The following is a 25,804-nucleotide window of genomic DNA, read 5'->3' as shown; positions in this document are numbered from 1 at the left end:
CCACCGTTCACCGCGGCAGCACGACCAGGTAGGCGCTCGGCTCGCGGTCGGCGGCGGACACCAGTGCCGTGCGCACCACCGCGGCCTGCTGGTCGGGGGCCTCCCGGAGCTTGCGCGGCGTGAGGTGGACGACGGTGACGCCGAGCCGTTCCAGCGTCTCGCGCTTGCGGGCCTGACCGTTCCACGCCAGCTCCGCCTCCTCCTCGTCCCGCCGCGGCCCCCGCGCGTCGATCTCCACCGCCACGGCCTGCTCCGGCCAGTACGCGTCCACCGCACCCAGCCAGGGCCCGCCGGGCAGCCGCAGGTCCACGTTCCACACCGGCTCGGGCAGGCCGTGGGCGCGCACCAGCGCGTACAGCCGGTCCTCGGCCCGGGCCCGTCCCTCGGCCGTCAGCGTCTCCACCGCCGCCGCCACCGCGGGCCGCCCCAGCAGGCCCGACCGGGTCAACTCGGCCGCCACCGCGGTCGCTTCGCAGTGGCCGTCGCGCACCGCCTCGGTCAGCAGCTCGCACACCTCGCTCACGCCGCGGGGGGAGGCGGTGGCCGCGGGGGGACCGGCCAGGGCCGAGGGGGAGGACGGGGCGGGCACGTGCGCCGCGCGGGCCGGCCCGGACGCGGGCCCGGCGGCCTCCCGGCGGCGGCCGGGGACGGTCGCCGCCGGGGTGCGCCCGGACGGCTCGGCCACCGGACGCGTCAGCTCCGCCACCGCGTCCGCCAGTGCCCGCGCGACCGGGGCCACCGGCAGCCCCGCCACCCGCTCGGCCCGCGGCAGCACCGCGTCGCGCACCACGTGCGCGAACCCGGCCGACCGCAGGCGCCGGGTCGCCGGGACCAGCACGTCGACCTGCGACAGCGCCGACAGCGCCGGGACGGAGGCGAAGCCGTGCAGCGCCAGCGCCGCCAGCCCGGTGAGCATCGCGGGCCGCTCGGCCTCCTCGGCCCCCGGCCGCGGCACCGGGCGCTGTGTGGCGTAGAGCAGCGTGGCCTGGAGGAGGTCCTGCGGGGTGGGTGGGCCCGGGTGCAGAAGGTGGACGCCGGGCAGGAGCTGCTGCCAGGGGCCGCCGGGCCGGCAGCGCTCTCCGGTGCGGTGCGCCGGGACGCCGTGCTCCCGCAGCTGACGGGAGGTCATCAGGCGCCGGGGGGCGTGGACGAGGTGGTGGAGGGGGCGGGGCGCGGCGGGCATCTCGTGGTTCATGCCGCTGCCATTCCCGGCCCCGAACCCCCTCCTAACCGCTGTTACACGCCCGTCGACAAACCCGGACATCCCCGCACTAAAGTACGGGCGTTCGACTGCCGATAGGGGGCCGCGTCCCCGAGGCCCTGACTGTCGACCGCCACGAGGACCGCGTGGCGGCGCGGCGCCCCGTGAGGGCGTGGCCTGGCCGACCTCCGGCCGCCCGCCGGGCCGCCACAGCCCCCGCGTCCCTCTCCCGGCAGCCCGCGGCACTGTGCATGACAGGATCACCGGCATGGCTGTCACCCACCACATCCCCGGCCTGGTCCTGACCGAGCACGAGTTCCAGGTGCCTCTGGACCACGGTGCCCCGGACGGCGAGCGGATCACCGTTTTCGCCCGTGAGGTCGCCGACCCCGACGGGCGGGACCTGCCCTTCCTGGTCTATCTCCAGGGCGGACCGGGCCAGGAGGCGCCCCGGCCCACCTTCGCCCCGGGCGTCCCGGGCTGGCTGGGGCGTGCCCTGCGCGACTACCGCGTCCTGATGCTCGACCAGCGCGGCACCGGCCGTTCCACACCGGTCGGCACGCTGCCGGGGATGTCCCCCGAGCAGCAGGCGGCCTACCTCAAGCACTTCCGGGCCGACGCGATCGTGCGGGACGCCGAGTGGATCCGGGCCGAACTGGGCGTGCGCCGCTGGAGCGTGCTCGGCCAGTCCTTCGGCGGCTTCTGCGCACTGCACTACCTGTCGGCGGCGCCGGAGGCGTTGCGGGAGGCCCTGTTCACCGGTGGCCTGCCCCCCGTCGGACGCCACCCCGACGAGGTCTACCGCGCGACCTACGCCACCATGCTGGAGCGCAACCGGCGCTACTACCGGCGCTACCCCGCCGACCGGGACAGGGTACGGGCCCTGGTGGAACGCCTGGAGTCCACCGACACAAGGCTCCCCGGCGGCGACCGGCTCACCCCCCGGCGGCTGCGGCAACTCGGCAGCGTCCTCGGCATGAGTGACGGTGCCGAGCGCCTGCACTACCTGCTGGAGCGCGACCCCGCTTCGCCCGCCTTCCGTCACGACGTCGAGGCTGCCATGCCGTTCTCCGGCCGCAACCCGCTGTACGCGGTCATCCACGAGGCCAGTTACGCGGACGGCCACGCCACGCGGTGGTCGGCGGAGCGGGTGCGCCCCGAGGAGTTCGACGCGGACCCGACGCTCTTCACCGGTGAGCACGTCTTCCCCTGGATGTTCGAGGAGTACGCCGAGTTGACCCCGCTGCGGGAGGCCGGCGAACTGCTGGCGGCCCACGAGTGGCCCCGGCTCCACGACGCGGACCGGCTCCGGCAGTGCGAGGTGCCGTGCGCGGCGGCCGTCTACGCCGACGACGCCTACGTCGACCGGGCCTTCTCCGAGGAGACCGCCCGGCTCATCCCCACCCTGCGGATGTGGCTCACCAACGAGTACGAGCACAACGGGCTGCGCGCCGCCGGGGACCGCGTCCTGGACGAGCTGATCGCACGGGCCCGCGGCCGCGCTTAGGGGTCCTTGCACTATGCCTGCCCGGCCCGCGGCAGCCCGGCCCTCCGCGGCGGCCCGGGGCAGCAGCGAGGGTCTCGCGGCAGCCCCGGGTGGTCACGGGCCCCGGGGGCCTCAGCCGGCTGCCGCGTCGCACTCCTGCGCCCGCAGCGCCCGGGCCAGGTCGTCGCGGGACTCCAGCACCAGGCGGCGCAGCGCGGGGGCGGCCTGCGGGTGGCTCTCCAGCCAGGCGTCGGCGGCGGCCAGCGTCGGCCGGTCGCACTGGAGCATCGGGAAGAGACCCCGCACCACGGCCATGCCGATCTCGATGGACCGCTCCCGCCACACCCGCTCCAGCGAGGCGAAGTAGCGGTCCACGAACGGGGTGAGCAGTTCCCGCTGACCGGCCCGGTCGAAGCCGGCGATCGTCGCCTCGACCATGGCGTTGGAGAGGACGTCGCGCTCGACGACCTCCCGCCACGCACCCTCCTTCACCTCGGCCGAGGGCCGGGCGGCCAGGCAGCGCACGTGGTGGCGGCGGCCCGAGGCGGTGTCGTCCCGCCGCAGCTCGGCGTCGATGCGGTCGGTGCCGGCCAGGCCGTGGGAGACCAGCGGCCCCAGCAGCGTCCAGCGCAGCTCCTGGTCGACGTCCAGCCCCTCGATCCGTACGTCACCCTCCAGCAGGCCGGCCACCTGGCGCAGGTCCTCCTCACCCGCGGCGACCGAGGCGAAGAACCGCGCCCAGCTCAGCTGGTGGCCGCTGCCCGGCTTCGCCCGCTCCAGCTCCTCGCGGGCCCCGGCAGCCAGCTCCCGCGCCGCCGCCTCGCGGTGCCCGGGCGTGGTGTAGTACTCCAGCGCCGTGACCGCCTGGGAGTGCAGCGACTGCACCACGCCGATGTCCGACTCGCTGCCGGCGGACCGCCGCACCACCGCCAGGTAGTCACGTGCGGGCAGCAGCCCGTCCCGGGTCAGGCCCCACAGCGCCGACCAGCACAGCGCCCGCGCCATCGGATCGGCCACCGCCGCCAGGTCCTCGCGCACGGTCGCCAGCGAGACCGCATCGAAGCGCATCTTGCAGAAGGTCAGGTCGTCGTCGTTGACGAGCACCAGGTCGGGCCGCTCGGCACCGGCCAGCTCCGCGACGACCGTCCGTTCCCCGACGACGTCGACCTCGGCGCGGGCGTAGCGGGTGATCGCCCCGGCGGCGTCCCGCCGGTACAGGCCCACCGCGACCCGGTGCGGGCGGAGCGTGGGGTGGGAGGCGGCAGCCTCCTGCTCCACCGCCAGCTCGGCGACGCGTCCGTCCTCGTCGTAGCTGACCTGCGGCGTCAGCGAGTTGACGCCGGCGGTCTCCAGCCACGCCCGCGACCAGGCCGCCATGTCGCGGCCACTGGTCTCCGCCAGGACGGCCAGCAGGTCGGCGAGGGTGGTGTTGCCGTAGGCATGGCGGCGGAAGTAGCGGCGGGCACCCTCCAGGAACGCCTCGCGGCCCACGTACGCCACGAGCTGCTTGAGCACCGAGGCGCCCTTGGCGTAGGTGATGCCGTCGAAGTTGAGCTTGGCGTCCTCCAGGTCGCGGATGTCCGCGGTGACCGGGTGGGTGGAGGGCAGCTGGTCGGCGCGGTACGCCCAGGCCTTGCGGTTGTTGGCGAAGGTGATCCAGCCGTCGGTGAACCGCGTCGCCTCGGCCAGCGCCAGCGCGCCCATGAAGTCGGCGAAGGACTCCTTGAGCCACAGGTCGTCCCACCAGCGCATGGTGACCAGGTCGCCGAACCACATGTGCGCCATCTCGTGCAGCACGACGTTGGCCCGCCGCTCGTAGGAGGCCTGCGTCACCCGGCCCCGGAAGATCATCTCCTCGCGGAAGGTCACACAGCCGGGGTTCTCCATCGCACCGATGTTGTACTCCGGCACGAACGCCTGGTCGTACTTGCCGAAGGGGTAGGGGAAGTCGAAGGTGTCGTGGAAGAAGTCCAGACCCTGCTTGGTGACGGTGAAGACGTCGTCGGCGTCGAAGTGCCGGGCCAGGCCCTTGCGGCACAGCGCGCCCAGCGGCACCTCCAGCTCCGTGCCGTCCGCGAACCGGCGCCGGTAGGTGTCGGTGACGTAGTGGTACGGACCCGCGACCACGGCGGTGATGTACGTCGAGATGGGCAGCGTCTCCACGAAGCGGTGCACGCCGCCCTCGGCCTCACCGTCCTGCACGCCGTTGCTCAGCACCAGCCACCCCTGCGGCGCGGTCACCGAGAAGGTGAACGGGGCCTTCAGGTCCGGCTGTTCGAAGTTGGCGAAGACGCGGCGGGCGTCAGCCGGTTCGTACTGGGTGTAGAGGTAGACCTCGCCGTCCTCGGGGTCCACGAAGCGGTGCAGGCCCTCGCCGGTGCGGCTGTAGGCGCAGTTCGCCTGCACCACCAGCGTGTTCTCCTCGGCCAGCTCCGGCAGGGTGATCCGCACGCCGTCGAAGACCTGCGCCGGGTCCAGCTCACGGCCGTTGAGCGTCACCGCCGTCACCTCCGGCGCGACCAGGTCGGCGAAGGTGGTGGCACCGGGCTCGGAGCAGCTGAAGCGGACGGTGGTGCGGGAGGCGAAGGTCCGCGCCGCCTCACCGTGCTCCGTCGCCGAGCGGACGTCCAGCGCCACCTCGTAGGAGGTGACGCTCAGCAGCCGGGCCCGCTCCCGGGCCTCCTCGCGGGACAGGTTCTCACCGGGCACCGTCTTGACTCCCTACCTCGACATCTCGTCGGTCTCGCATGCTGGAACTTCGCCAAAGGGGAATCATGGCACGCGCCCCGGGCGTTCACCCCGAGCAGATCCGCCTCCAGGAGGGAACCACCGTGTCCGAGACCGCCGCCGCCACCGACCCCACCCCGGCCGACTTCTGGTTCGACCCGCTCTGCCCGTGGGCGTGGATGACCTCCCGCTGGATGCTGGAGGTGGAGAAGGTCCGGCCCGTGAAGGTGCGCTGGCACGTCATGAGCCTGTCCGTCCTCAACGAGTCGAAGATCGACGAGCTGCCCGAGAAGTACCGCGAGCTGCTGTCGGAGGGCTGGGGCCCGGTGCGGGTGTGCATCGCCGCCGAGGAGAAGTACGGCAGCGAGGTGCTCGCCGCCCTCTACACCGCGCTCGGCACCCGCTTCCACAACCGCGGCCTGCCCCGCAACCGCGAGACGATCGTCGACGCGCTGGCCGAGGCCGGACTGCCCACCGAGCTGGCCGACGCCGCCGACTCCGACGCCTACGACGAGCGGCTGCGCGCCTCCCACAAGGAGGGCATCGACCTGGTCGGCCAGGAGGTCGGCACCCCCGTCATCGCCGTCCCCGGCGCCGACGGCTCGCAGATCGCCTTCTTCGGCCCCGTCGTCACCCCCGCGCCCAAGGGCGAGGAGGCCGCGCAGCTGTGGGACGGCACGCTGATGGTCGCCGCCATCCCGGGCTTCTACGAGATCAAGCGGACGCGGACGCAGGGCCCGATCTTCGACTGAGGGCGGACCGGGGCGGGGCACGGCGGGCCGGGCGGCTCGCGTGCCCCGCACCTGCACCCCGCACCCCGGGGCGGGGGCCGCAGCCCTGGCGCACCGCCCTGCCGGCCGGGTCCGGCGCCCGCACGGCGGCGCGCCCGGTCGGCGGCCGCCGCCTCCCGTAGGCTCGCCGCCATGGGCAGCACGACTCGCACCGACCGACACCCGCTGGGCGGGGAGGGTGGCCGGCAGGAGGCGGGGCAGCCGAACGAGGGCGCGCCGCACGCGGCCTACCCGCCGCGCGCCGGCGACCGGCTCACCCGGGCCCTGACCCGCGCACTGCCCCCGCTGTGGACCGCACTGGGCCTGCACCGCGGCGCCGCCACGCTCCGCCACTACCTGGCGGGCACCGGCAGCGAACACCGCGTGGACGCCACGGACCTGCTGACGCTGCCCCTGACGCGGGCGGCGGTGGCGGACCGGCTGGCGCTCTGGCGCCGGGAGGCCGCCGCACGCGGCCCGGACGTCACCCACCGCGCCGACAGCGGGTGGCAGGGCCTGTACGTCCGCCCCCGCGACGGGGTGGACTGGTGGCTGACGCTGCGGGGCCTGGAGTACCGGCTCACCGGGACCGTGCGGGTGTGCGGAGACGGCCGCTGGGAGATCCGCTACCGCTTCCGGGTGTACAAGATCTGGAACTTCGACCGGGGTGAGTCCGAGTTCGGCGTGCCCTTCACCCCGTTCGCCCGACTGCACGAGACGGGGCTGGCCCGGGAGTTCCCGGTGGCGGGCGAGACCGCGGAGCACGTGGTGCGCGGTCGGGACGCCTCCCTCCTCGCACCGGACGTCTCGCCGGGCCATCCTGGACCCATGAGCACCCGCGCACACGTCGTCGTGACCGGTACCGTCCAGGGCGTCTTCTTCCGTGACACCTGCCGTCGCCTCGCCACGGAGGCCGGCCTCGCCGGCTGGGTGCGCAACCTGCCGGACGGCGGGGTCGAGGCCGTCTTCGAGGGGGACGAGGCGGCGGTGGCCTCCCTGGTGGACTGGGCCCACCACGGCCCGCCCGCCGCCTCGGTACTGGACGTGCAGGTGACGGCCCAGACCCCCGAGGGCCTCACGGACTTCGAGGTGCGCTGAGCCGGGCCCCGCGGCCGCGACCGGACCTGCGCGGGGGCCGGGTGCCGGGTGCCGCGAGCCGTCCCGCCCACGGTGGTCGTCCGCGGCCGGTGGCCGGACCGGAAGGCCGGTGGGTGCGGTGCGGCGGGTGTGGCCGGTGGTCGTCCGAGGCGGAAGGAACACCCTCACGCCGCGTCCGACCGGGCGCCCGGCCGCGAGGCGGGCGATCCTGGGGGCATGAGCACACGAGCACGCGTCATCGTCACCGGCGCCGTCCAGGGCGTCTCGTTCCGCGACTCCTGCCGCCGCGCGGCGCTGGACGCCCGTGTCTCGGGCTGGGTGCGCAACCGTTCGGACTGCGCGGTCGAGGCCGTCTTCGAGGGCGACGAGATCGGTGTCGAGCGGATGGTCTCGTGGGCGCACCACGGCCCGCACAGCTCCGGCGTGGAGGCGGTGCGCGTGGTGGAGGAGGAGCCGGTGGAGGGGCTCACCGGGTTCGAGGTGCTGCCGGACGAGCCGACCATGTGACTCAAGGGCTCAGCGTGACCTCAGGGGCGGACCGGCCCCGTGGTGACGCCGCCAGGCAGTGGGAGGGCCGGGCCCCGGCGTACCTCACTCGGGGCCCGGCCACGCCCCCTGCCCGTGTCGGGTGAGAAGACGATCACGAGGCAGGAGCAGTGGACGCCCGCTTACGGGGCGAGCAGCAGGTTGTTGGCGCGCTCCTTGGCGGCGGTGTACCGCTTGGCGACGTCCTGCCAGTTGACGACCTGCCACATGGCCTCGATGAAGTCGACCTTCTGGTTCTTGTACTGCAGGTAGAAGGCGTGCTCCCAGGCGTCGAAGACCAGGATCGGCACCGAGCCCTGACCGACGTTGCCCTGGTGGTCGTAGACCTGCTCCACGACCAGGCGGCCGCTGACCGGCTCGTAGGCGAGGACCCCCCAGCCCGAGCCCTGCGTCGTCGCGGCGGCCTTGGACAGGTGGGCCTTGAACTTCGCGAAGGAGCCGAAGGCCTCCGCGATGGCGTCCGCCAGCTCGCCGACACCGTCCGCCGCCAGCGGCTCGCCGCCGCCGTCACCGGTCATGTTCTGCCAGTAGATGCTGTGCAGGATGTGCCCGGAGAGGTGGAACGCGAGGTTCTTCTCCAGACCGTTGAGGGAACCCCACTGCTCCTTGTCCCGCGCCTCGGCCAACTGCTCCAGGGTGTCGTTGGCGCCCTTGACGTAGGTCGCGTGGTGCTTGTCGTGGTGCAGCTCGATGATCTCGGGGCTGATGACCGGTGCCAACGCCGAATAGTCGTACGGCAGGTCAGGAAGGGTGTAGACGGCCATGGGAGCGCCTCTCCTGCATTCGGATACTTATTGCGCATCACTTGCAAGAACACGTTAGCAGCAGAGGTGATCGTCGGCGGGGGGCCGGGGCGGGTGTGGCCCGCAAACGCCGCGAGGGCGGACCGGTTACCGCGCACCTGTGCGGCGCTGCGGGAACCGGTCCGCCCTCGCGGCGGGTCGGCGTCGGATCAGTCGGTGGCCGGGTCCGCCCCCACCAGCGGTCGCCGCCGCCCCGTGCGGTGGCGCAGATGGCCCAGGACCGAGAGGAAGAGGGCGAGGCCGCCGGTGAAGTACAGCTCGACCCGGGTGGAGTCCTGCGTCAGCATCAGCAGCAGTACGGCGACCACCCCGGCCAGCGTCAGCCAGGTCAGGTACGGGAACCACCACATCCGCACCACCAGCCGACCCGGACTCTCCCGCTCCAGGCGGCGGCGGGTCAGGAGCTGGGAGACGCAGACGAAGGCCCACACCACCAGCACCGCGGCGCCGACCATGTTGAGCAGCCAGGCGAAGACGGTGTCCGGCCACCAGTAGCTCAGCAGCACCGCCACGAAGCCGAAGGCGGACGAGGCCAGCACCGTCAGGCGCGGCACGCCGCCGCTGAGCCGGCCCAGGCGGCGGGGCCCGTCACCGCGGACCACCAGCGAGTACGCCATGCGTGAGGAACCGTAGATGTTGGCGTTCATCGCCGAGAGCAGCGCCACCAGCACGATGACGTTCATGACCTGGCCCGCGGCGGGGATGTGCAGGTAGTTCAGGAGGGCGACGTAGGGGCCGTCCCGGGTCACCGACGGGTCGTTCCACGGGACCACCGTGACCACCACGGCCATCGAGCCGACGTAGAACAGCGCGATCCGCCACATCGCGGTGCGCACCGCGCCCGCCACGCCCCGCACCGGGTTCTCCGACTCGGCGGCCGCGATGGTCACCGTCTCCAGACCGCCGTAGGCGAACACCGAGGCCAGCAGTCCCGTCACCAGGCCGCCGGCGCCATGGGGCAGGAAACCGCCGTCCCCCAGCAGATGCGAGGCGCCCGGCGCGTCGGTGCCCGGCAGCACGCCCGTGACGGCCAGGACGCCGATGACCAGGAACGCGCTGATCGCGAAGATCTTCAGCGCCGCGAACCAGAACTCGAACTCGCCGAAGTTGCTCACCGCGGCCAGGTTGGTGCCGCAGAAGACCGCCATGAACAGCAGCACCCACAGCCACGACGGCGTCCCCGGGAACCAGCCCGTCATGATGCCGGCCGCGCCGATCGCCTCCGCGGCCACCCCGACCGACAGCAGCGCCCAGAACATCCAGCCGGCGGCGAACCCCGCCCACGGGCCGATCGCCCGCTCGGCGTACACCGAGAAGGTGCCCGAGGCCGGGTCGGCGGCGGCCAGCTCGCCCAGCATCCGCATGACCAGCATGACCAGCAGGCCGGACAGGGCGTAGGCGAGCACCACGGACGGGCCGGCGGCGGCGATGCCCGCGCCGGAGCCGACGAACAGCCCCGCTCCGATGACGCCACCGAGGGCGATCATGGACAGGTGGCGCTGTTTGAGGCCGCCCGCCAGCTTGTCCCCGTCGCCGGAGCCGGCCGCCGGGGCGGCCTCGGGCGCGGGCGGCGCGGTGGAGGTGGAGGTGCGGTTCATGGTCTGACGTCCCAGGGTGCGGGGGAGGGGAGAAGAACCCGCTCATTTTTGGAGGGACGAAACACCCGGAACAACCTCAACCGGTTTCTGCTCACCATGCAGACGCCGGCGTTGCACTCCGTGTCCGAAATCCGTCGAAGAGTTGCTCACCGTGACGGCGGGGTGTCCGGCGGGCGAAGCGCCACCCCGCAGGGCGCCCCGGGGACGCTCGGACGCCCGCCGCGCCGAGCCCGCGGCACGGGACGGCCTCCCGCCCCGCGCTGCCGGGCGGCGCGGGGCGGACGGTCTCTCAGCCGCGTGCGGTCCGCCGGCTGAGCACCTCGCGCACCCCGGCCACGACCAGGATCAGGGCGGTCGCGCCGGCCGACCACAGCACCTGCGGCCGGGCCGCGTCGTCCAGCAGCATCAGCACCAGGACCGCCGCCATCACCGCGAGCGTCGCCCAGGTCAGCGCCGGGAACGCCCACACCTTCAGCACCAGCTTCTCCGGCGCCTCGGCCTCCAGCCGCCGCCGCAGCCGGAGCTGGGAGACGGCGATCAGGGCCCAGACGAACAGCAGGACCGCGCCGACCGCCTTCAGCAGGTAACCGAAGACCGTGTCCGGCCACTCCAGGTTGAGCAGGACCGAGACGAAGCCGAAGGCCACCGAGGCCAGCACCGCCGGCCGCGGCACGCCGCCCCGCGAGGTCCGCAGCAGCGCCCGCGGCGCCTCACCGCGTTCGGCCAGCGAGAACACCATCCGCGAGGAGCCGTAGAGGTTGGCGTTGAGCGCCGAGAGCAGCGCCACGAACACCACCACGTTCATGATCTGCGCGGCGCCCGGCACCCCGATGGTGTCCAGCACCGCGACGTACGGGCTGTGCCCCGGCACGATCCGCGTCCACGGCAGCAGGGCCACGATCACCAGCATCGACCCGACGTAGAACAGCAGGATGCGCCAGACCGCGCTGCGCACCGCCCGCGCCACCGAGCGCGCCGGGTCGTCGGACTCGGCCGCGGCGATGGTGACGACCTCCAGCCCGCCGAAGGCGAAGACCACGGCCAGCACGCCGGAGACCACACCGCTCCAGCCGCGGGGCAGGAAACCGCCCTGGCCGGTCAGGTTGGACAGACCCACCGGGTCGGTGTCCGGCAGCACCCCGAAGATCGCCAGCACGCACAGCACCAGGAACACGACGATCGCGGTGACCTTCAGCGTCGCGAACCAGAACTCGAACTCGCCGAAGTTCTTGACCGCCGCCAGGTTGGTCCCGGTGAAGAACAGCATGAACAGCAGGACCCAGCCCCACTGGGGTACGCCGGGCAGCCAGCCGTGGGCGATCTGCGCGGCACCCGTCGCCTCCACGGCGAGGACCACCACCAGCATGAACCAGTACAGCCAGCCCACGCTGAACCCGGCCCAGCGGCCCAGCGCCCGCTCCGCGTGCACCGAGAACGCCCCCGAGGCGGGCATCGCCGCGGACATCTCGCCGAGCATCCGCATCACCAGCATCGCCAGCACGCCGGCGATCAGGTACGAGACAGTGATACCGGGCCCGGCCATGGCGATGCCCTCGCCCGAGCCGACGAACAGCCCCGCACCGATCACGCCGCCCAGCCCCAGCATCGTCAGGTGACGCTGTCGCAGGCCACCCGCCAGGGGTTCGGCGGTCGGCGCGCTCGCGGCGGGGGCGGCGCCGGGGACTTCGGGCGCGGCGGGGGACTCGGGCTGGGGCATGGGGGAGGCGACTCGCAACTCGTGAGGACGGGCCCCGTCGCGCTGCGGCCTCGCGGGACGGCGGGGGCGCCTGGTGGCGCAACACCACAGTGTCCCCGGACGACCGGCCCTCCGGCAAAGCCTTTCGCGGGCCGCCTCCGGGTGCGCGGCCCCCACCTGGCAGGCAGCCCCGCGCCTGTGAGGGGAATCACACACACCGGCGGTGACCAGCGACAACGCCCGTCCGCAGCGAGCCCTCGCGTCGGACCCGCCCGCACCCGGGTGCCCGCTCGGGCCCTCGTCGGGCCGCCGCCAACCTTCCGAAGCCTCCAAGGAGACCGGCCGGGCGTTGTCACCGACGGACGATGAGGCAGCCGCTCCCTTGCACTAGCGTCAACGCTGCTCGGTCAGTCACCCTCACCCACGCGGAGTTCCGAATGAGCGCTGCTGTCACCACCCGCCCCGGCGCGGTCCTCGCGGACGTGCTGTTCCCCGCCCGCGCGCAGGACGCCGCCGGCACCGCCGCGCGCGCCCGCCTCCGGGACCTCGCCCTGGTGGCCGGAGGAGCCGTCCTGACCGGGCTCGCCGCGCAGATCGCCGTGCCGATCCCCGGCTCGCCCGTCCCCGTCACCGCCCAGACCTTCGCCGTGCTCCTGGTCGGTGCCTCCCTGGGCGCCGGCCGCGGCTTCCTGTCGATGGCCCTCTACGCGGTGGCGGGCGTGGCCGGCGTCCCGTGGTTCGCGGGCGCCCAGGCCGGCGCGGGCGGCGCCTCCTTCGGCTACGTCCTGGGCATGATGCTCGCCGCCACCGCGGTCGGCGCCCTGGCCCGCCGCGGCGGCGACCGGCGCGCGCTGCGCACGGTGGGCACCGTGGTGCTGGGCGAGGCGCTGGTCTACGCCCTCGGCGTGCCCTACCTGGCCCTCTCCGCGCACCTCTCGCTGACCGGAGCCCTGGCCGCCGGTCTCGTGCCCTTCCTCGTCGGTGACGCGGTGAAGGCCGCGCTGGCCATGGGCGTCCTGCCCACCGCCTGGAAGCTGCTCGGCCGCCGCGGCTGACCGGGCGCCCCGTCCCGACAGGCTTCACCCGACGCGCCCCGCCCGGTCACCGGACGGGGCGCGTCGGCGTTCCCGCGCGCCCCACGGACCTCTCCCCACCTGGCCGGTCCGGCTCCCCGTCTCATCCGCGCTCCGGTGGGGCCTGCGCCCCCGCGTCCCCCGCCGGCTCCTGCGCTCCCGCACCGGCACCCGGCCGGCGCCGGTGCACCACCAGGCCCGCCACCAGCACCAGGACCGCAACCAGCAGGGACAGCAGCATCTGCACCCGGCCGTCGGGGTTGACGAACATGTAGACCACCACCCCCGCCATCAACGCGATCGTCGCCCACGTCAGGTACGGGAAGAACCACATCCGCACCGTCAGCCGCTCCGGCGCCTCGCGCTCCACCACCCGGCGCATGCGCAGTTGCGAGAAGCAGACGACCAGCCACACGAACAGCGCGATGGCGCCGGAGGAGTTCATCAGGAACCGGAAGACGGTGTCCTGCGCCACGTAACTGAAGAACACCGCCACGAAGCCGAAGGAGACCGAGGCCCAGACCGCCACCGCCGGCACTCCGCCCCGGTTGAGACGGGTGAAGGAACGCGGCGCGTCACCCCGCTCACCCAGCGAGAACGCCATCCGGGAGGCCGTGTACAGCCCGGAGTTCAGGCAGGAGAGGTTGGCCGTCAGCACGATCACGTCCATCACCGGACCGGCGCCCGGGATGTGCAGCGCGTCCAGCACCGCCACGTACGGGTGACGGGCCACCTCCGGGTCGTCCCAGGGCAGCAGCGCCACGATCACCGCCACCGAACCGATGTAGAACACCGCGATCCGCCACACCACGCTGTTGACCGCCCGGCGCACCGCCCGTGCCGGGTTCGGCGCCTCGCTCGCCGCGAGCGTGACGATCTCGCTGCCCATGAACGAGAAGATGACCAGCAGCATCCCCGACAGGATCGCCCCCGGCCCGTGCGGCAGGAACCCGCCGCCGTCCCCCGTCAGATGCCGCAGCCCCACCGGTCCGTCCCCCGGCGGCAGGCCCGCGAAGGCCAGCACCCCCACCGCGATGAACACCACGATCGCGGCCACCTTGATCCCCGCGAACCAGAACTCGAACTCCCCGTAGGAGCCCACCGAGATCAGGTTCGTCCCGGTCAGCGCGGCCATCACCACCAGCGCCCACGTCCACTGGGGCACCGCCGGCACCCACCCCGCCAGGATCACGGCCGCCGCCGTGGCCTCCACCGCCAGCACCACCGCCCAGAAGAACCAGTAGAGCCAGCCGATCGTGAACCCCGCCCACCGGCCCAGCGCACGGTCGGCGTAGGCCGAGAAGGACCCCGAGGTCGGCGAGGCCGCCGCCATCTCCCCCAGCATGCGCATCACCAGGACCACCAGCAGGCCGGTGATCACGTAGGAGACCAGGATGCCCGGCCCCGCCGCGGCGATGCCCGCCCCGGAGCCGATGAACAGCCCCGCGCCGATCACCCCGCCGATGGCGATCATCGACATGTGGCGGGTCCGCAGCCCCGCCCGCAGCCCCTGCGGCTGCTGCTGCGGTCCGGGCGCCCCCTGGGGCGACTGCGCGGCGGGAGCAGGTGGGTGCGTGCTCATCGGCACCGTCCTTCGGGTGGCGGTCGGCGGTGGCCCGGCCCGTACCCGCCGCAGCGGGCGGACGGACGGACCGAACGGTTGCCAGGCATTGAAGGGCCCGCGGGCCCCGGACGGAAGAGATCGGCCACGATCGGCACCGACGGAAACAGAACGCTCACCCCCGTGTGACCCGCCGCCCCGCCGCGCCCCGCCGCCGCCCGCCGTGGCAAACTCGACCTCATGCGCGTCTACCTCGGCTCCGACCATGCCGGACTTGAACTGAAGACCCACCTCGTCGACTGGCTGAAGGAACACGGTCACGAGCCCGTGGACTGCGGACCGCACATCTACGACGCCCAGGACGACTACCCGCCGTTCTGCCTGCGCGCCGCGGAACGCACCGCCGCCGACCCCGAGTCCCTCGGCGTCGTCATCGGCGGCTCCGGCAACGGCGAGGCCATCGCCGCCAACAAGGTCAAGGGCGTCCGCGCCGCGCTGGCCTGGAGCGAGGAGACCGCCCGGCTCGGCCGCGAGCACAACAACGCCAACGTCGTCTCCGTCGGCGCCCGCATGCACAGCACCGACGAGGCCACCAGCTTCGTCGCCGTCTTCCTCGCCACCCCCTACAGCGGCGAGGAGCGGCACACCCGCCGCATCGAGATGCTCAAGGACTACGAGATCTCCGGCGACCTCCCGCCCATCCCGGCGCACCACCCGCAGCCGCACCAGTAACCGGCGCCTCCGGGCGGCCCGCCCGGCCGCCCGACAGCCCACCGCGGACCGCATCCCCGACCCGACGGAGTCCCATGCCCGAGGGGCACACCATCCACCGCCTCGCGCTGGAGTACCGCGAACGGTTCGGCGGCCGGTGCGTGCGGGTCACCAGCCCGCAGGGCAAGTTCTCCGACGGCGCCGCCCTGGTCGACGGCCGGCTGCTCCGGGCCACCGAGGCCCACGGCAAGCACCTCTTCCTCGGCTTCACCGACCCGCCCGCCGGGCCGGCCACGACCGCCCCCCTCCCGCCCGAGGCCACCGCCTGGGTCCACATCCACCTCGGCCTCTTCGGCAAGCAGGCCTTCGGCGCCGACCCCGCGCCCCCGCCCACCGACACCGTGCGGCTGCGGCTGCGCACCGACACCGCCTGGGCCGACCTGCGCGGCCCCACCACCTGCGCCCTGATCACCGACGCCGAGAAGACGGCGGTCCACACCCGCCTGGGCCCCGACCCGCTGCGCCCCGACGCCGACCCCGACCGCGCCTGGGCCCGCATCAGCCGCAGCCGCACCAGCGTCGCCGCGCTCCTCCTGGACCAGAAGGTGATCGCCGGAGTCGGCAACGTCTACCGCGCGGAGGTCCTCTTCCGGCACGGCATCGACCCCCACCGCGCCGGCCGCGACCTCACCCGCGCCGAGTGGGACGCTGTCTGGGCCGACCTGTGCGTCCTGATGCGGGACGGGGTGCGGGCCAACCGCATCGACACCGTCCGGCCCGAGCACACCCCCGAGGCGATGGGCCGGCCGCCGCGGGTGGACGACCACGGCGGCGAGGTCTACGTCTACCGGCGCGCCGGCGCCGCCTGCCACCTGTGCGGCGGCGCGGTCGCCGCCGCCGAGCTCGCTGCCCGCAACCTCTTCTGGTGCCCCACCTGCCAGCCGCCCCGCTGACCGCCGGCCACCCGGGCGGGGCGCGGCCTCAGAACGAGAACGGCGTCCAGGGAACGGTCTGCGAGGCGAACGCCGCCGAGGCCGCCGCCAGCGCCCCCGCCCGCTCCTGGACCACCCGGCCCGCGCCCGCCAGCGACCGCAGCGAGGTCCCGCCCAGGTAGGCGGCGGCCAGGTCCCGTGCCGTGAGGGAGAGGTCGGCGGGGGCGTCGCTCGGCTCGCACACCGCCCCGCCCCCGTCCGCCGACAGCCGCCAACGCCGCGCGTTCCAGGGGCAGAAGTCGTCCGCGACCGCCAGCACCACGTCCACCGGAGCCGCGTAGGCGCGTGCCGCGAGTGCCGCACCCACGTCCACCAGCCGCACGAAGAGCTTCTCGCGCACCGTGACACGGCAGGACCGCACGTCGTCCACCATGAGCAGCAGCGGATCGTCCAGCGGACGGTCGGCGACCTCGACCCGCGTGGTCAGGTCCACGCCGAACAGGAACCGCCACAGCGCCCCGTACCCGGCAGGACCCGCGGCCGTCACCTCCCGCACCTGCACCGTTCCGGTGTGCCCGGCCTCGTCCCGCGCCGGGCGGACCGCGTAGCGGGCGTAGCCGACCACCTCGCCGCCGGCCTCGGCCAGCACGCACCGCAGCGGGCTCGCACCCGCCCGCCGGTGCTCCGGATCGAAGACCGGGACCTGCCGCCAGGCGGGACCGCGCGCCAGCATGCCGGGACGGGAGGGCAGCAGCCGCGTGGCGAGCTCCCCGCACACGTCGAGGGCGGCCACCGGATCGACCAGCCGCAGCCGCACGTCGGCCGCGGCCGGCGGCGGGGTGAGGGGCACCCGCCAGGTGTCCAGGGCCAGCGAGGCGGTCTGCGTAGCCGCGCCGTACCCGAACCGTCCGTAGATGGCGGGCTCCGAGGCGGTCAGCGCCGCCACCGCCTCACCACGGGCGTGTACGTCGTCGAGCTGGTGCCGCATCATCGCCCGCAGCAGTCCGCGACGGCGGTGGGTGGGCAGGACGCAGACGAACGTGACCGCCGCCGTCGGCAGCAGTGCGCCGCCCGGCACCGTCAGACCGAAGGAGTGCGCACCGGCCGTCGCCACCCACGCGCCGCCCTCCCGCATCCCGAAGGACCGCTCCACCTCGATGAGCGCGCGGTCGTGGGAGCGTTCCCCGAGAGCCATGGTCTCGCCGAAGGCCACTTCCAAAGTGTCGTACCAGGGGTCCCACTCGTCGTCCGTCAGTGTGCAGAGAGTTATGGCCATGCGCGGATGTCTATCCCCCCGCCGACGGGCGCGCGAGGACATTTCCCCCCGGCACGCGCCTCCCCGCTCCCGGAGCGCGCGCTGCGCGCCCGCGCGCCCTCCCGTATCCCCCATGCGCACCGGTGCCGGCCCTCGATAGGCTCCCGGGGAAATGGCACGCGGTACGGGATCGGAGAGACCCACGGCCCGGGTACGCAGGGCGCTGCACCGGGCCCGCATCGCCGTGCGCCGGGCCGGCGTGGACCACTTCCGCGGCGACGGCTCCGACTGGCTCGCCCTGACGGCCCTGTTGGTCACCGTCCCCGCCATCGCCGCCGGAACCGTCTACCGGCCCGACTGGATCGCGCCCACGGCGCTCGTCCTCCCCGTCGTCGCCGGCGGCCTGCTGCTCCGCCCGGCGAGCCTGCTCGCCCTGTACGGCGGGGCGGCGCTCGGCCTCATGGTCGAGGCCTCGCTGCTCGACCCGCTCGGCAGCGGCCAGGAGCAGGTCACCGCCGGAACCGTGCTGGTGGTCGGGTCGGTGGGGCTGATCGGCCTGCTCATCGCCCAGTTCCGCAGCCGGGTGGGGGTGCCGTGGCGGCGCGGCGGCACCATGCTCTTCGACCTGCGCGAACGCATCCGGGTGCAGAGCAAGCTGCCCCGGCTGCCAGGCGGCTGGCACCGCGAGATGGCGCTGCGGCCCGCCGGCGGCCAGTCCTTCTCCGGCGACTTCGTGGTGGCCGCCCGGACCCACGAGGACACCATCCTGGAGGTCGTCCTCACCGACGTCTCCGGCAAGGGCATGGACGCCGCCTCCCGCGCCCTGCTGCTCTCCGGCGCCTTCGGCGGACTGCTCGGCTCGCTGCCGCCCCACGCCTTCCTGCCCGCAGCCAACGGCTACCTGCTGCGGCAGTCCTGGGAGGAGGGGTTCGCCACCTCCGTCCACCTCGTGCTGGACCTGGAGTCCGGCGACTACGAGCTGTACTCGGCCGGGCACCTGCCCGCGCTCCAGCTCAGCGGCGGCACCGGACGCTGGGAGGAGAAGGCCGCCGAAGGCCCGCTGCTGGGCATCATGGACGGCGTGAGCTTCGACCCCGTCAAGGGCACCCTCCGCCCGGGCGACGTACTCATGCTCTTCACCGACGGGCTGGTGGAGTCGGCCGGCCGCGACATCGCCGAGGGCATCGACCGGCTGACGGGGGAGGCCGACAGGTACGTGGCGACCGGGTTCGCCGGAGCGGCCTGGCACCTCATCGAGGCCGTCGCCAAGGACGTCAACGACGACCGGGCGCTCCTGCTCATCTGCCGTGACTGACCGGCTGACCGGCTGACCGGCTGACCGGATTCCCCACCGGACAGGCCGGCCGCCCGGCCCGCTGCCCGCGCATACGAAGGGCGGCCGGGGCCGGGGAGTTCCCCGATCCCGGCCGCCCACCCGGCTCAGGCCGTCAGGCCCACCCGGCTCAGGCCGTCAGACGTTCCCGTGCCGCATCCGACGGGTCCTTCTTGAAGGCCCAGTTCATACGGGGCTCCATCACACAGCGGAAGACCCGGCGCACCGGCGGGGTGCACAGCACCGTCACGATCCCGGCGGCGACCACCGACACCGCCACCTGGCCCCAGGGGGTGTGCGTCCAGTCGTTGTCGAACCAGCCCCAGAACCGCGAGCCCTTGGCCAGGAAGCCGTGCAGCAGGTAGCCGTAGAGCGTGCCGGCGCCCAGCACCGTGAACCACATCCGGCGGCGCGGCACCCAGGCGTAGAAGCAGGCCGTCAGCACCAGCGAGCAGCCGAACAGCGCCAGGTTCATCACGACCGCGACCCACCAGGGCACACCCAACTGCTCCGCGCTGTCACGGTGGTAGAACCACACCGAGGTCATGCGGGGCGCGGCCCAGTAGGCCAGGACCAGGGCCGCGGCGAACACCGGGATCGAGGCGACGCGCACCCAGGTGCGCTGCACCAGCCGGAAGTGCTCCGGCTTCATGACCAGACCGATGACGAAGAAGGGCAGGAACTGCAGCACCCGCTGCATGTCGAGCGTGGTGCCCAGGTCGGAGGTCGAGGCCAGCAGGGCGACGGCCAGTGCGAGCGGCACGGGCCAGCGCACCATCTTCCACAGCGGCGTCGTCAGCCGCCAGATGAACAGGGCCACCAGGAACCAGGTGAGGAACCACGGGTCCAGCAGGCTGATCGGCTGGCCGGGATCGTTGTCCGCCCACCGCTTGAAGAGGCTGTAGAGGACCTCGAAGACGACGTACGGCACGGCGACACCCGTCACCAGCCGCTGCAGCCGGTCCCGGCGCATGTCGAAACTGCGCGAGAAGAAGCCGGAGATGACGATGAACGCCGGCATGTGGAACGTGTACACCGTCATGTACAGCGCCTCGGCGGTCCGGCTGCCGTCGGTCAGCGGCTCCCAGCAGTGCGCCATGGCCACGAGCACGATGGCCAGGTACTTGGCGTTGTCGAAGAAGGCGTCGCGCTCCTTCTTCACCGGCCGGGCCGGCTCGGTACGGGCCGCGGCGGCCTCGTCCGGCCGCTGTGCGGCGCCGGTGTCCCGGCGGGCGGCGGGCAGCTCGGTGCGGGCGCCCGTGTCCGCGGGGTCGCGGCGCGCGTCCTCCCGGGTGGCCGTCGTGCTCCGGCCCGGCCGCCGCTCCCGGCTGCCGGTGTCCCCGGAGTCCTGCCGGCCTTCCCCTGGCCGCTCTGCGTTCGTCACATGCCCTCCCGTCCGGCCGTCGGCAAAAGCGTCTGCGGCCTGTCGCGGAGGGACGCTGCGGGGGCAGCGTGGAACACCCGGCGCACCCTGGTAGCACCCGTTGCGTGCGCAAAACCGTTCCCCGGCTCCGCGGCGTACTCGGCCGTCATGTCCCTTCCACCGTCTCTCGACTGCTGTGGGGTCTCCCGCCCCCGCTCCCGGGAGGGCGGCGGGGCCCGCCTCGACGTACCCCGGTTACCCCGTGATCGGCCGGGCAGGCGTACTCGTCCACCCCGTTCCGGGGGCGGGCACGCACGAGACGGCCCGGCCGGTTTTCGGGGGAGAGGTCCGATGCTAACCACCCTTCAACGGGCGAAATGTCCGTGTTGTTGACCTATGACGGGGAGGTCGGGGTGGCTTTATGGCGTAGTCCACTCGGCGGGGCGGTGTCGGCGGGGTGGCTCGTAGTGCGCATCGGCCCCCCTGGCGCGGGGTGAGGCGGGCATACGTCAACGGCATGAGGTATGTCACCCGAAACGGGCTTGCGGTCGCGGGGCCGGACGGTCCGCCGCGGCTGCCGGACGCCGGGACCAGCGGCGCTCCGGGCCGAGCCGGTGCGGAGTCCGGCCCTCCGGCCGGTGGTCGTTGCTACGGTGACGGGATCGAGCCTTGGCCGATGATTCGTCACCGGGTCTCATGGGGCAGAGAGTTGATGGCACGATGGTGTGCCAGGTGGGGGCGTGCGGAGCCGCGCGCTTCCCAGGCCGGTGGCCGTCCCGACCGAAGGTGTGATCTTCGTGGCTCTTTCGCTGTCTGTAGTGGTGCTGTTGGCGGTCATCCTGGTCGTGCTCGTCCGGGGGAAGTCGATCAAGCCCGGCCCCATGATCGTCGCCATACTGTTCGGCTTCTTCCTTGCCTCCAGCGGCATGGCGCCCACCATCAACAGGTTCCTCAACTCGCTGGCGAACACCATCAACCACATCAGCCTCTGAGGTCCTGCCTCCTGCCCCGGTTCTCGCCGCCCTGGCGGCGAGGGGTGAGGGCGCCCTGACCGCTCCGCCCCGTCCGGGGCCGGGGCGGCGTCTCGGCGCGCCCCGGAGGCGGTCGGCGGACGGAAGGTGCGGCGCTGCGCGCCTCCGGCTGGCGGCAGGCGGCGGAACCCTCGTCGGGCGGGCCCTGAGGAGAGGTGTGCGGGGAAGACGCGAAGGGCCGGTGGGAGAGGACTCCCACCGGCCCTTCGCCGTGTGGAGCGGGCGACGGGAATCGAACCCGCGTAGCCAGTTTGGAAGACTGGGGCTCTACCATTGAGCTACGCCCGCGTGACCCGACCGACCCGTAACGGGGCGGCCGTACGCAGTGCATCGTAGCGGCTCGGGTGCCCGTGGTGCACACCCGGCCCGCCGCCGGGACTCTCCGTCACCACGGCGCGGGTCCGTCGCCGCCCGCACGCAGACCTCGCTCCCGGGTCCGGCCGCGCCCCCCTTCTCCCTCTCGCCTCCCTCGGTGGCCCCCGTGGCGCGGCGCCCCCCGGCGTGCGCCGGAGCGCGGAAGAGCGGGGGAGGCACAAGGGGGCGGGCGGTGGCAATGCGGGGGACCGGGGCTCCGCGGCCATGTACGCTACGTGTCGCACCGACGGGGTGTGGCGCAGCTTGGTAGCGCGTCCGCTTTGGGAGCGGAAGGTCGTCGGTTCGAATCCGGCCACCCCGACCAGCAGTCCCGCCGCGAGTGAGCGCAGTCCGCCTCGGCCGCGGCCCCTCATCCGGATCCCCGCGTGTGGGACTCCCCACGTCCCCGCGTGCGCCTGCGGCCGCGAAGCCGGGCCTGCGGGGGTTGTGGAGCGGCGGCCCGTCCCGTGCAGTCGCTGCGTCCGGCCTCACGTTGTGGGCGCGATCCCCCTTGCGGTTACTATGCAGGCTGCGTGCCCGTGTGTCTGTTTGCCGGGCGCGATCAGCCGGGCGTGTGACACCGGACGGTGTCGCGGCAGCCGGCGGATCTCAGAGCAGAACCCCAGAAGTCAGCCCCAAGGAGACCGAACCGTGAAGAGCGCCGTGGAGACCCTGAACCCGACCCGGGTTCGGCTCACTGTCGAGGTGCCCTTCGAGGAGCTCAAGACCAGCCTCGACGCGGCGTACAAGAAGATCAACCAGCAGGTCACCGTGCCGGGCTTCCGCAAGGGCAAGATCCCGGCCCGCGTCATCGACCAGCGGTTCGGTCGTGGCGCTGTGCTGGAGGAGGCCGTCAACGACGCGCTCCCGAAGTTCTACACCGAGGCGGTCAACGAGGGTGAGCTGAACGTCCTCGGCCAGCCCGAGGTCGACATCACCGAGCTGAAGGACGGCGAGCTGCTGTCCTTCACCGCCGAGGTCGACATCCGCCCCAGCCTGGAGATCCCGGACTACTCCGGCATCGAGGTCGAGGTCGACGCCGTCGAGGTGTCCGACGAGGACGTCGAGAAGTCCGTCGAGCAGCTCCGTGACCGCTTCGCCTCGACCAACGTCGTCGAGCGCGCGGCCCAGGACGGCGACGTCGTCACGATCGACCTGCAGGCCAAGGTCGACGGCGAGGTCCTCGAGGACGGCGTCGCCGACGGCGTCAGCTACACCATCGGCTCCGGTGAGCTGCTGGACGGCATCGACGAGGCCGTCAAGGGCCTGGAGGCCGGTGGCGAGGCCACCTTCACCTCCGAGCTCAAGGGCGGCTCCGCGGCGGGCAAGGAGGCCGAGGTCACCGTCAAGGTCACCGAGGTCAAGGCCCGTGAACTGCCCGAGCTCGACGACGACTTCGCCCAGCTCGCCAGCGAGTTCGACACGCTGGAGGAGCTGCGCGCCGACAGCCGTTCGCGCCTGGAGCGCATGAAGAAGTACGACCAGGCCACCCAGGCGCAGGAGAAGGTCCTCGACAAGCTCCTGGAGCTCGTCGAGGTGCCCGTGCCCGAGAAGCTGCTGGCGGACGAGGTCCAGACCCGCAAGCACAACCTGGAGCACCACCAGCTCGGCCAGATGGGCCTCACGCTCGAGTCCTACCTCAAGATGCAGGACAAGAGCGAGGAGGAGTTCGACGCCGAGACCCGCGAGCAGGCGGTCAAGGGCATCAAGACCCAGTTCATCCTCGACGAGCTGGTCAACACCGAGAAGCTCAACGTCAGCCAGGAAGAGCTGACCGAGCACCTCATGCGCCGCGCGCAGTCCTCCGGCATGTCCCCCGACCAGTTCGCGCAGGCGGTCGTCGAGGGCGGCCAGGTGCCGATGCTCGTCGGTGAGGTCGCCCGCGGCAAGGCCCTCGCGGTCGTCGTGGAGAAGGCCACCGTGAAGGACACCAACGGTGAGGTCGTCGACCTGGACGACGAGGAGGAGACCGAGGAGGGCGCCGAGACCGCCGAGGCCGCCGCCGAGGCGACCGAGGGCGACGAGGAGAAGTCCGAGGGCTGATCCTCCGGCTCCGCACAGCTCCGCCCTCCCCGGAGGGCCCCGTAGGCCCCGTACGCACCGGCGTACGGGGCCTACGGCGTACGGCCGCCCACCGGACCGGTCCCGGGCGGCCCGCGGGCCCCTCGTCGGCCCGGGGAGGCGTCCCGCCCGCTCGCAACGCCTCCCCGGGGCGACGAGGGGCCCGCGGGCGCCGGGAAGGGCCCCTGGGGCCCTGCGCCGGGCACGTCAACCCCCGCTCAGGGCAAGGCAGTAGCCTCTGGAGCTGCCGCCTCCGGACGCCCCGGCCGGTGCCCTGCCGGTGCCCGCGGCTCTCGGACGGCTGCCGGGCCCGGCCCCCACTGGCGCGCGTCGGCGCGGCCGCCACGAGGGGTCGTCGGACGGGGCCCTCGCACGGGGGCGGGAGGCCGCACGCGGGCGGCCGCCCCCGGGCCCCGGTCCGACCTGGCGGGGCCCGGACGGGAGCGCGCCGGGAGGCGCCGAACGGCCCGCTCCGCACCGTGAGCAGGGCCTGCGCTCACAGCGAACAGTTCCGCCACCGGGATGGTGATCACCGACCTGCGCGTTAGGGTCCATGAACATGAGGAGAGGGCTCCACGCAGTCCCGTCACCGGCAGGTGGTGGCGCGGGCGAGGAGCTGCTCCGAGAGGCAGACCTTGAGACGGCTTGCGGCCGTCCCGACACGAGCAGGTGGACACGTGACTCTTCCGATGCCTTCCGCCGCCGCTGAGCCGATGACCGGTGGCCTCGGCGACCAGGTTTACAACCGGCTGCTCGGCGAGCGGATCATCTTCCTCGGTCAGCAGGTCGACGACGAGATCGCCAACAAGATCTGTGCGCAGATGCTTCTGCTGGCCGCCGACCCGGACAAGGACATCTACCTCTACATCAACTCGCCCGGCGGCTCGGTGACCGCGGGCTTCGCCATCTACGACACGATGCGCTACATCAACAACGACGTGGTGACCATCGGCATGGGCATGGCGGCCTCCATGGGGCAGTTCCTGCTGACCGCGGGCACCCGGGGCAAGCGCTTCGCGCTGCCGAACACCGACATCCTGATGCACCAGGGCTCCGCCGGTATCGGCGGCACCGCCTCGGACATCAAGATCCAGGCCGACTACCTGCTGCGCACCAAGCGCCGGATGGCGGAGATCACCGCCGAGCACACGGGCCAAACCGTGGAGACGATCATCCGCGACGGTGACCGCGACCGCTGGTTCACCGCCGAGGAAGCCAGGGAGTACGGGATCATCGACCAGGTCATGGGGTCGGCCACGGACGTGCCGGGCGGCGGCGGAACGGGCGCCTGACCCCGGCCGCCGGCCGTGCGGTCCGCCCAGCCAGCCCCCATCGACTTGCCACCAGGACGGTGAACCACATGAACGACTTCTCCTTCAGCGGCAACGGTCTCTACACCGGCCCGCAGCCCGACGCCCGCTACATCGTGCCCCGCTTCGTGGAGCGCACCTCCCAGGGTGTGCGCGAGTACGACCCGTACGCGAAGCTCTTCGAGGAGCGCGTGATCTTCCTCGGCGTCCAGATCGACGACGCCTCCGCCAACGACGTCATGGCGCAGCTGCTGTGCCTGGAGTCGATGGACCCCGACCGCGACATCTCGATCTACATCAACAGCCCCGGCGGCTCGATGACCGCGCTGACGGCCATCTACGACACGATCCAGTTCATCAAGCCGGACGTGCAGACCGTCTGCATGGGCCAGGCCGCCTCGGCCGCCGCGGTGCTCCTCGCCGCCGGCACCCCCGGAAAGCGCATGGCGCTGCCCAACGCCCGGGTGCTCATCCACCAGCCGTCCACCCAGACCGGCCGTGAGCAGCTCTCGGACCTGGAGATCGCGGCCAACGAGATCCTGCGGATGCGCAACCAGCTGGAGACCCTCCTCTCCCGCCACTCCCACAAGAGCCGGGAGGAGGTCAGTGAGGACATCGAGCGCGACAAGATCCTCACGGCCGACGAGTGCCTGGAGTACGGTCTCGTCGACCAGATCATCTCCACCCGCAAGAGCAGCCTCGGCGTCTGACCGCCCCCGGGTGGAAGGAAGCACCTCGCCGGGAAACCCCGCGTGTCCCCCTTGGCCCGACCGGTCTTGAGAACCGAGTCGGGCCAAGGGGGACCCGTAGCAGGGGTTCGGCAAGGTACCGTCGATTAGGCACGTACCCGGGTTCGCGCGGCACCGCGGACCTTCAGGCGAAGGGGAAGCACCTC

General features: G+C 73.2%; 20 protein-coding genes and 2 tRNA genes. 13 read left to right on the top strand and 9 right to left on the bottom strand.

The genetic code is table 11. From position 1 onward, the window contains the following. Nucleotides 1-7: 7 nt before the first annotated feature. A complete protein-coding gene (locus ACFV3R_RS03410; RefSeq protein ID WP_385574678.1) occupies nucleotides 8-1,195 on the bottom strand; it encodes a hypothetical protein in 1,188 nt (395 codons plus the stop codon). A gap of 274 nt (nucleotides 1,196-1,469) precedes the next feature. On the opposite strand from ACFV3R_RS03410, the gene ACFV3R_RS03405 reads away from it, so the two are divergent. Further along, nucleotides 1,470-2,708: an alpha/beta fold hydrolase gene (locus tag ACFV3R_RS03405; RefSeq protein ID WP_385574675.1), complete on the top strand. Its 1,239-nt coding sequence runs from the start codon at nucleotides 1,470-1,472 to the stop codon at nucleotides 2,706-2,708. Between the two features lie 111 nt (nucleotides 2,709-2,819). Here ACFV3R_RS03405 and pepN read toward each other — a convergent pair whose 3' ends face one another. Beyond that, nucleotides 2,820-5,396, bottom strand: a complete 2,577-nt coding sequence (gene pepN, locus ACFV3R_RS03400; RefSeq protein ID WP_385574672.1) for an aminopeptidase N — start codon at nucleotides 5,394-5,396, stop codon at nucleotides 2,820-2,822. 122 nt (nucleotides 5,397-5,518) lie between these two features. Here pepN and ACFV3R_RS03395 point away from each other — a divergent pair, with 122 nt between their 5' ends. The 3 genes from ACFV3R_RS03395 (at nucleotide 5,519) to ACFV3R_RS03385 (ending at nucleotide 7,789) form a co-directional block, all read left to right on the top strand. Then, nucleotides 5,519-6,166, top strand: coding sequence for a disulfide bond formation protein DsbA (locus ACFV3R_RS03395; protein WP_385575469.1), 648 nt, complete (start codon nucleotides 5,519-5,521; stop codon nucleotides 6,164-6,166). 171 nt (nucleotides 6,167-6,337) lie between these two features. Next, a complete protein-coding gene (locus ACFV3R_RS03390; RefSeq protein WP_385574670.1) occupies nucleotides 6,338-7,282 on the top strand; it encodes an acylphosphatase in 945 nt (314 codons plus the stop codon). Between the two features lie 216 nt (nucleotides 7,283-7,498). Next, nucleotides 7,499-7,789: an acylphosphatase gene (locus ACFV3R_RS03385; RefSeq protein ID WP_385574667.1), complete on the top strand. Its 291-nt coding sequence runs from the start codon at nucleotides 7,499-7,501 to the stop codon at nucleotides 7,787-7,789. Nucleotides 7,790-7,950: 161 nt separating this feature from the next. Here ACFV3R_RS03385 and ACFV3R_RS03380 read toward each other — a convergent pair whose 3' ends face one another. The 3 genes from ACFV3R_RS03380 to ACFV3R_RS03370 all read right to left on the bottom strand — a co-directional run bounded on the left by ACFV3R_RS03380 (nucleotide 7,951) and on the right by ACFV3R_RS03370 (nucleotide 11,946). Continuing rightward, entirely contained in the window at nucleotides 7,951-8,592 is a 642-nt protein-coding gene (locus ACFV3R_RS03380) for a superoxide dismutase (protein WP_385574664.1), read from the bottom strand. 188 nt (nucleotides 8,593-8,780) lie between these two features. Beyond that, nucleotides 8,781-10,229 carry an amino acid permease gene (locus tag ACFV3R_RS03375; protein ID WP_385574661.1) on the bottom strand — a complete coding sequence of 483 codons (1,449 nt, stop codon included), beginning with the start codon at nucleotides 10,227-10,229 and terminating at the stop codon, nucleotides 8,781-8,783. Between the two features lie 289 nt (nucleotides 10,230-10,518). Then, a complete protein-coding gene (locus ACFV3R_RS03370; RefSeq protein ID WP_385574658.1) occupies nucleotides 10,519-11,946 on the bottom strand; it encodes an amino acid permease in 1,428 nt (475 codons plus the stop codon). A gap of 416 nt (nucleotides 11,947-12,362) precedes the next feature. On the opposite strand from ACFV3R_RS03370, the gene ACFV3R_RS03365 reads away from it, so the two are divergent. Then, a complete protein-coding gene (locus ACFV3R_RS03365; RefSeq protein WP_385574655.1) occupies nucleotides 12,363-12,980 on the top strand; it encodes a biotin transporter BioY in 618 nt (205 codons plus the stop codon). 121 nt (nucleotides 12,981-13,101) lie between these two features. Here ACFV3R_RS03365 and ACFV3R_RS03360 read toward each other — a convergent pair whose 3' ends face one another. Next, the gene (locus ACFV3R_RS03360) at nucleotides 13,102-14,580 is read right to left on the bottom strand and encodes an amino acid permease (protein ID WP_385574652.1); all 1,479 of its coding nucleotides are present in this window, start codon (nucleotides 14,578-14,580) and stop codon (nucleotides 13,102-13,104) included. A gap of 219 nt (nucleotides 14,581-14,799) precedes the next feature. Between ACFV3R_RS03360 and ACFV3R_RS03355 the strand changes: the two genes are divergently transcribed. Continuing rightward, nucleotides 14,800-15,291: a ribose-5-phosphate isomerase gene (locus tag ACFV3R_RS03355; RefSeq protein WP_385574649.1), complete on the top strand. Its 492-nt coding sequence runs from the start codon at nucleotides 14,800-14,802 to the stop codon at nucleotides 15,289-15,291. A gap of 74 nt (nucleotides 15,292-15,365) precedes the next feature. Next, complete coding sequence (locus ACFV3R_RS03350) at nucleotides 15,366-16,223, top strand: Fpg/Nei family DNA glycosylase (RefSeq protein WP_385574646.1); 858 nt, start codon at nucleotides 15,366-15,368, stop codon at nucleotides 16,221-16,223. Between the two features lie 28 nt (nucleotides 16,224-16,251). On the opposite strand, the gene ACFV3R_RS03345 is transcribed toward ACFV3R_RS03350, so the two are convergent. Further along, on the bottom strand, nucleotides 16,252-17,478 hold the full coding sequence (locus ACFV3R_RS03345) for a GNAT family N-acetyltransferase (protein WP_385574643.1): 1,227 nt from the start codon (nucleotides 17,476-17,478) through the stop codon (nucleotides 16,252-16,254). 151 nt (nucleotides 17,479-17,629) lie between these two features. Between ACFV3R_RS03345 and ACFV3R_RS03340 the strand changes: the two genes are divergently transcribed. After that, a complete protein-coding gene (locus tag ACFV3R_RS03340) occupies nucleotides 17,630-18,772 on the top strand; it encodes a PP2C family protein-serine/threonine phosphatase (RefSeq protein WP_385574640.1) in 1,143 nt (380 codons plus the stop codon). A 148-nt stretch (nucleotides 18,773-18,920) separates the two neighbouring features. On the opposite strand, the gene ACFV3R_RS03335 is transcribed toward ACFV3R_RS03340, so the two are convergent. Then, the gene (locus tag ACFV3R_RS03335) at nucleotides 18,921-20,174 is read right to left on the bottom strand and encodes an acyltransferase family protein (protein WP_385574635.1); all 1,254 of its coding nucleotides are present in this window, start codon (nucleotides 20,172-20,174) and stop codon (nucleotides 18,921-18,923) included. A gap of 776 nt (nucleotides 20,175-20,950) precedes the next feature. Between ACFV3R_RS03335 and ACFV3R_RS03330 the strand changes: the two genes are divergently transcribed. Continuing rightward, a complete protein-coding gene (locus ACFV3R_RS03330; protein WP_385574630.1) occupies nucleotides 20,951-21,145 on the top strand; it encodes a hypothetical protein in 195 nt (64 codons plus the stop codon). Nucleotides 21,146-21,398: 253 nt separating this feature from the next. Here the strand turns inward: ACFV3R_RS03330 and ACFV3R_RS03325 are convergent. Further along, nucleotides 21,399-21,472 (bottom strand) — tRNA-Gly (locus tag ACFV3R_RS03325). A gap of 314 nt (nucleotides 21,473-21,786) precedes the next feature. Between ACFV3R_RS03325 and ACFV3R_RS03320 the strand changes: the two genes are divergently transcribed. The 4 genes from ACFV3R_RS03320 (at nucleotide 21,787) to ACFV3R_RS03305 (ending at nucleotide 25,619) form a co-directional block, all read left to right on the top strand. Continuing rightward, nucleotides 21,787-21,863: transfer RNA gene (locus ACFV3R_RS03320), tRNA-Pro, on the top strand. A 326-nt stretch (nucleotides 21,864-22,189) separates the two neighbouring features. Further along, on the top strand, nucleotides 22,190-23,581 hold the full coding sequence (gene tig, locus ACFV3R_RS03315) for a trigger factor (RefSeq protein ID WP_385574626.1): 1,392 nt from the start codon (nucleotides 22,190-22,192) through the stop codon (nucleotides 23,579-23,581). A 707-nt stretch (nucleotides 23,582-24,288) separates the two neighbouring features. Then, the gene (locus ACFV3R_RS03310) at nucleotides 24,289-24,891 is read left to right on the top strand and encodes an ATP-dependent Clp protease proteolytic subunit (protein ID WP_385575466.1); all 603 of its coding nucleotides are present in this window, start codon (nucleotides 24,289-24,291) and stop codon (nucleotides 24,889-24,891) included. A 68-nt stretch (nucleotides 24,892-24,959) separates the two neighbouring features. After that, complete coding sequence (locus ACFV3R_RS03305; RefSeq protein ID WP_385574622.1) at nucleotides 24,960-25,619, top strand: ATP-dependent Clp protease proteolytic subunit; 660 nt, start codon at nucleotides 24,960-24,962, stop codon at nucleotides 25,617-25,619. The last annotated feature ends 185 nt before the right edge of the window (nucleotides 25,620-25,804 follow it).

It is taken from the genome of Streptomyces sp. NPDC059740 (genome assembly GCF_042733155.1).
Classification (GTDB): domain Bacteria; phylum Actinomycetota; class Actinomycetes; order Streptomycetales; family Streptomycetaceae; genus Streptomyces.
Note: the sequence above shows the minus strand (reverse complement) of the source record. Positions and strands in the feature narration are given on the sequence as shown.

What these genes read in the sequence shown, in the direction of transcription:
- ACFV3R_RS03345 (WP_385574643.1), bottom strand. Translation starts at nt 17,478, where the DNA reads ATGGCCATAACTCTCTGCACACTGACGGACGACGAGTGGGACCCCTGG.
- ACFV3R_RS03360 (WP_385574652.1), bottom strand. Translation starts at nt 14,580, where the DNA reads ATGAGCACGCACCCACCTGCTCCCGCCGCGCAGTCGCCCCAGGGGGCG.
- ACFV3R_RS03375 (WP_385574661.1), bottom strand. Translation starts at nt 10,229, where the DNA reads ATGAACCGCACCTCCACCTCCACCGCGCCGCCCGCGCCCGAGGCCGCC.
- ACFV3R_RS03355 (WP_385574649.1), top strand. Translation starts at nt 14,800, where the DNA reads ATGCGCGTCTACCTCGGCTCCGACCATGCCGGACTTGAACTGAAGACC.
- ACFV3R_RS03305 (WP_385574622.1), top strand. Translation starts at nt 24,960, where the DNA reads ATGAACGACTTCTCCTTCAGCGGCAACGGTCTCTACACCGGCCCGCAG.
- ACFV3R_RS03350 (WP_385574646.1), top strand. Translation starts at nt 15,366, where the DNA reads ATGCCCGAGGGGCACACCATCCACCGCCTCGCGCTGGAGTACCGCGAA.
- ACFV3R_RS03405 (WP_385574675.1), top strand. Translation starts at nt 1,470, where the DNA reads ATGGCTGTCACCCACCACATCCCCGGCCTGGTCCTGACCGAGCACGAG.
- ACFV3R_RS03385 (WP_385574667.1), top strand. Translation starts at nt 7,499, where the DNA reads ATGAGCACACGAGCACGCGTCATCGTCACCGGCGCCGTCCAGGGCGTC.
- ACFV3R_RS03365 (WP_385574655.1), top strand. Translation starts at nt 12,363, where the DNA reads ATGAGCGCTGCTGTCACCACCCGCCCCGGCGCGGTCCTCGCGGACGTG.
- ACFV3R_RS03390 (WP_385574670.1), top strand. Translation starts at nt 6,338, where the DNA reads ATGGGCAGCACGACTCGCACCGACCGACACCCGCTGGGCGGGGAGGGT.
- ACFV3R_RS03380 (WP_385574664.1), bottom strand. Translation starts at nt 8,592, where the DNA reads ATGGCCGTCTACACCCTTCCTGACCTGCCGTACGACTATTCGGCGTTG.
- ACFV3R_RS03340 (WP_385574640.1), top strand. Translation starts at nt 17,630, where the DNA reads ATGGCACGCGGTACGGGATCGGAGAGACCCACGGCCCGGGTACGCAGG.
- ACFV3R_RS03370 (WP_385574658.1), bottom strand. Translation starts at nt 11,946, where the DNA reads ATGCCCCAGCCCGAGTCCCCCGCCGCGCCCGAAGTCCCCGGCGCCGCC.
- ACFV3R_RS03410 (WP_385574678.1), bottom strand. Translation starts at nt 1,195, where the DNA reads ATGAACCACGAGATGCCCGCCGCGCCCCGCCCCCTCCACCACCTCGTC.
- ACFV3R_RS03310 (WP_385575466.1), top strand. Translation starts at nt 24,289, where the DNA reads ATGCCTTCCGCCGCCGCTGAGCCGATGACCGGTGGCCTCGGCGACCAG.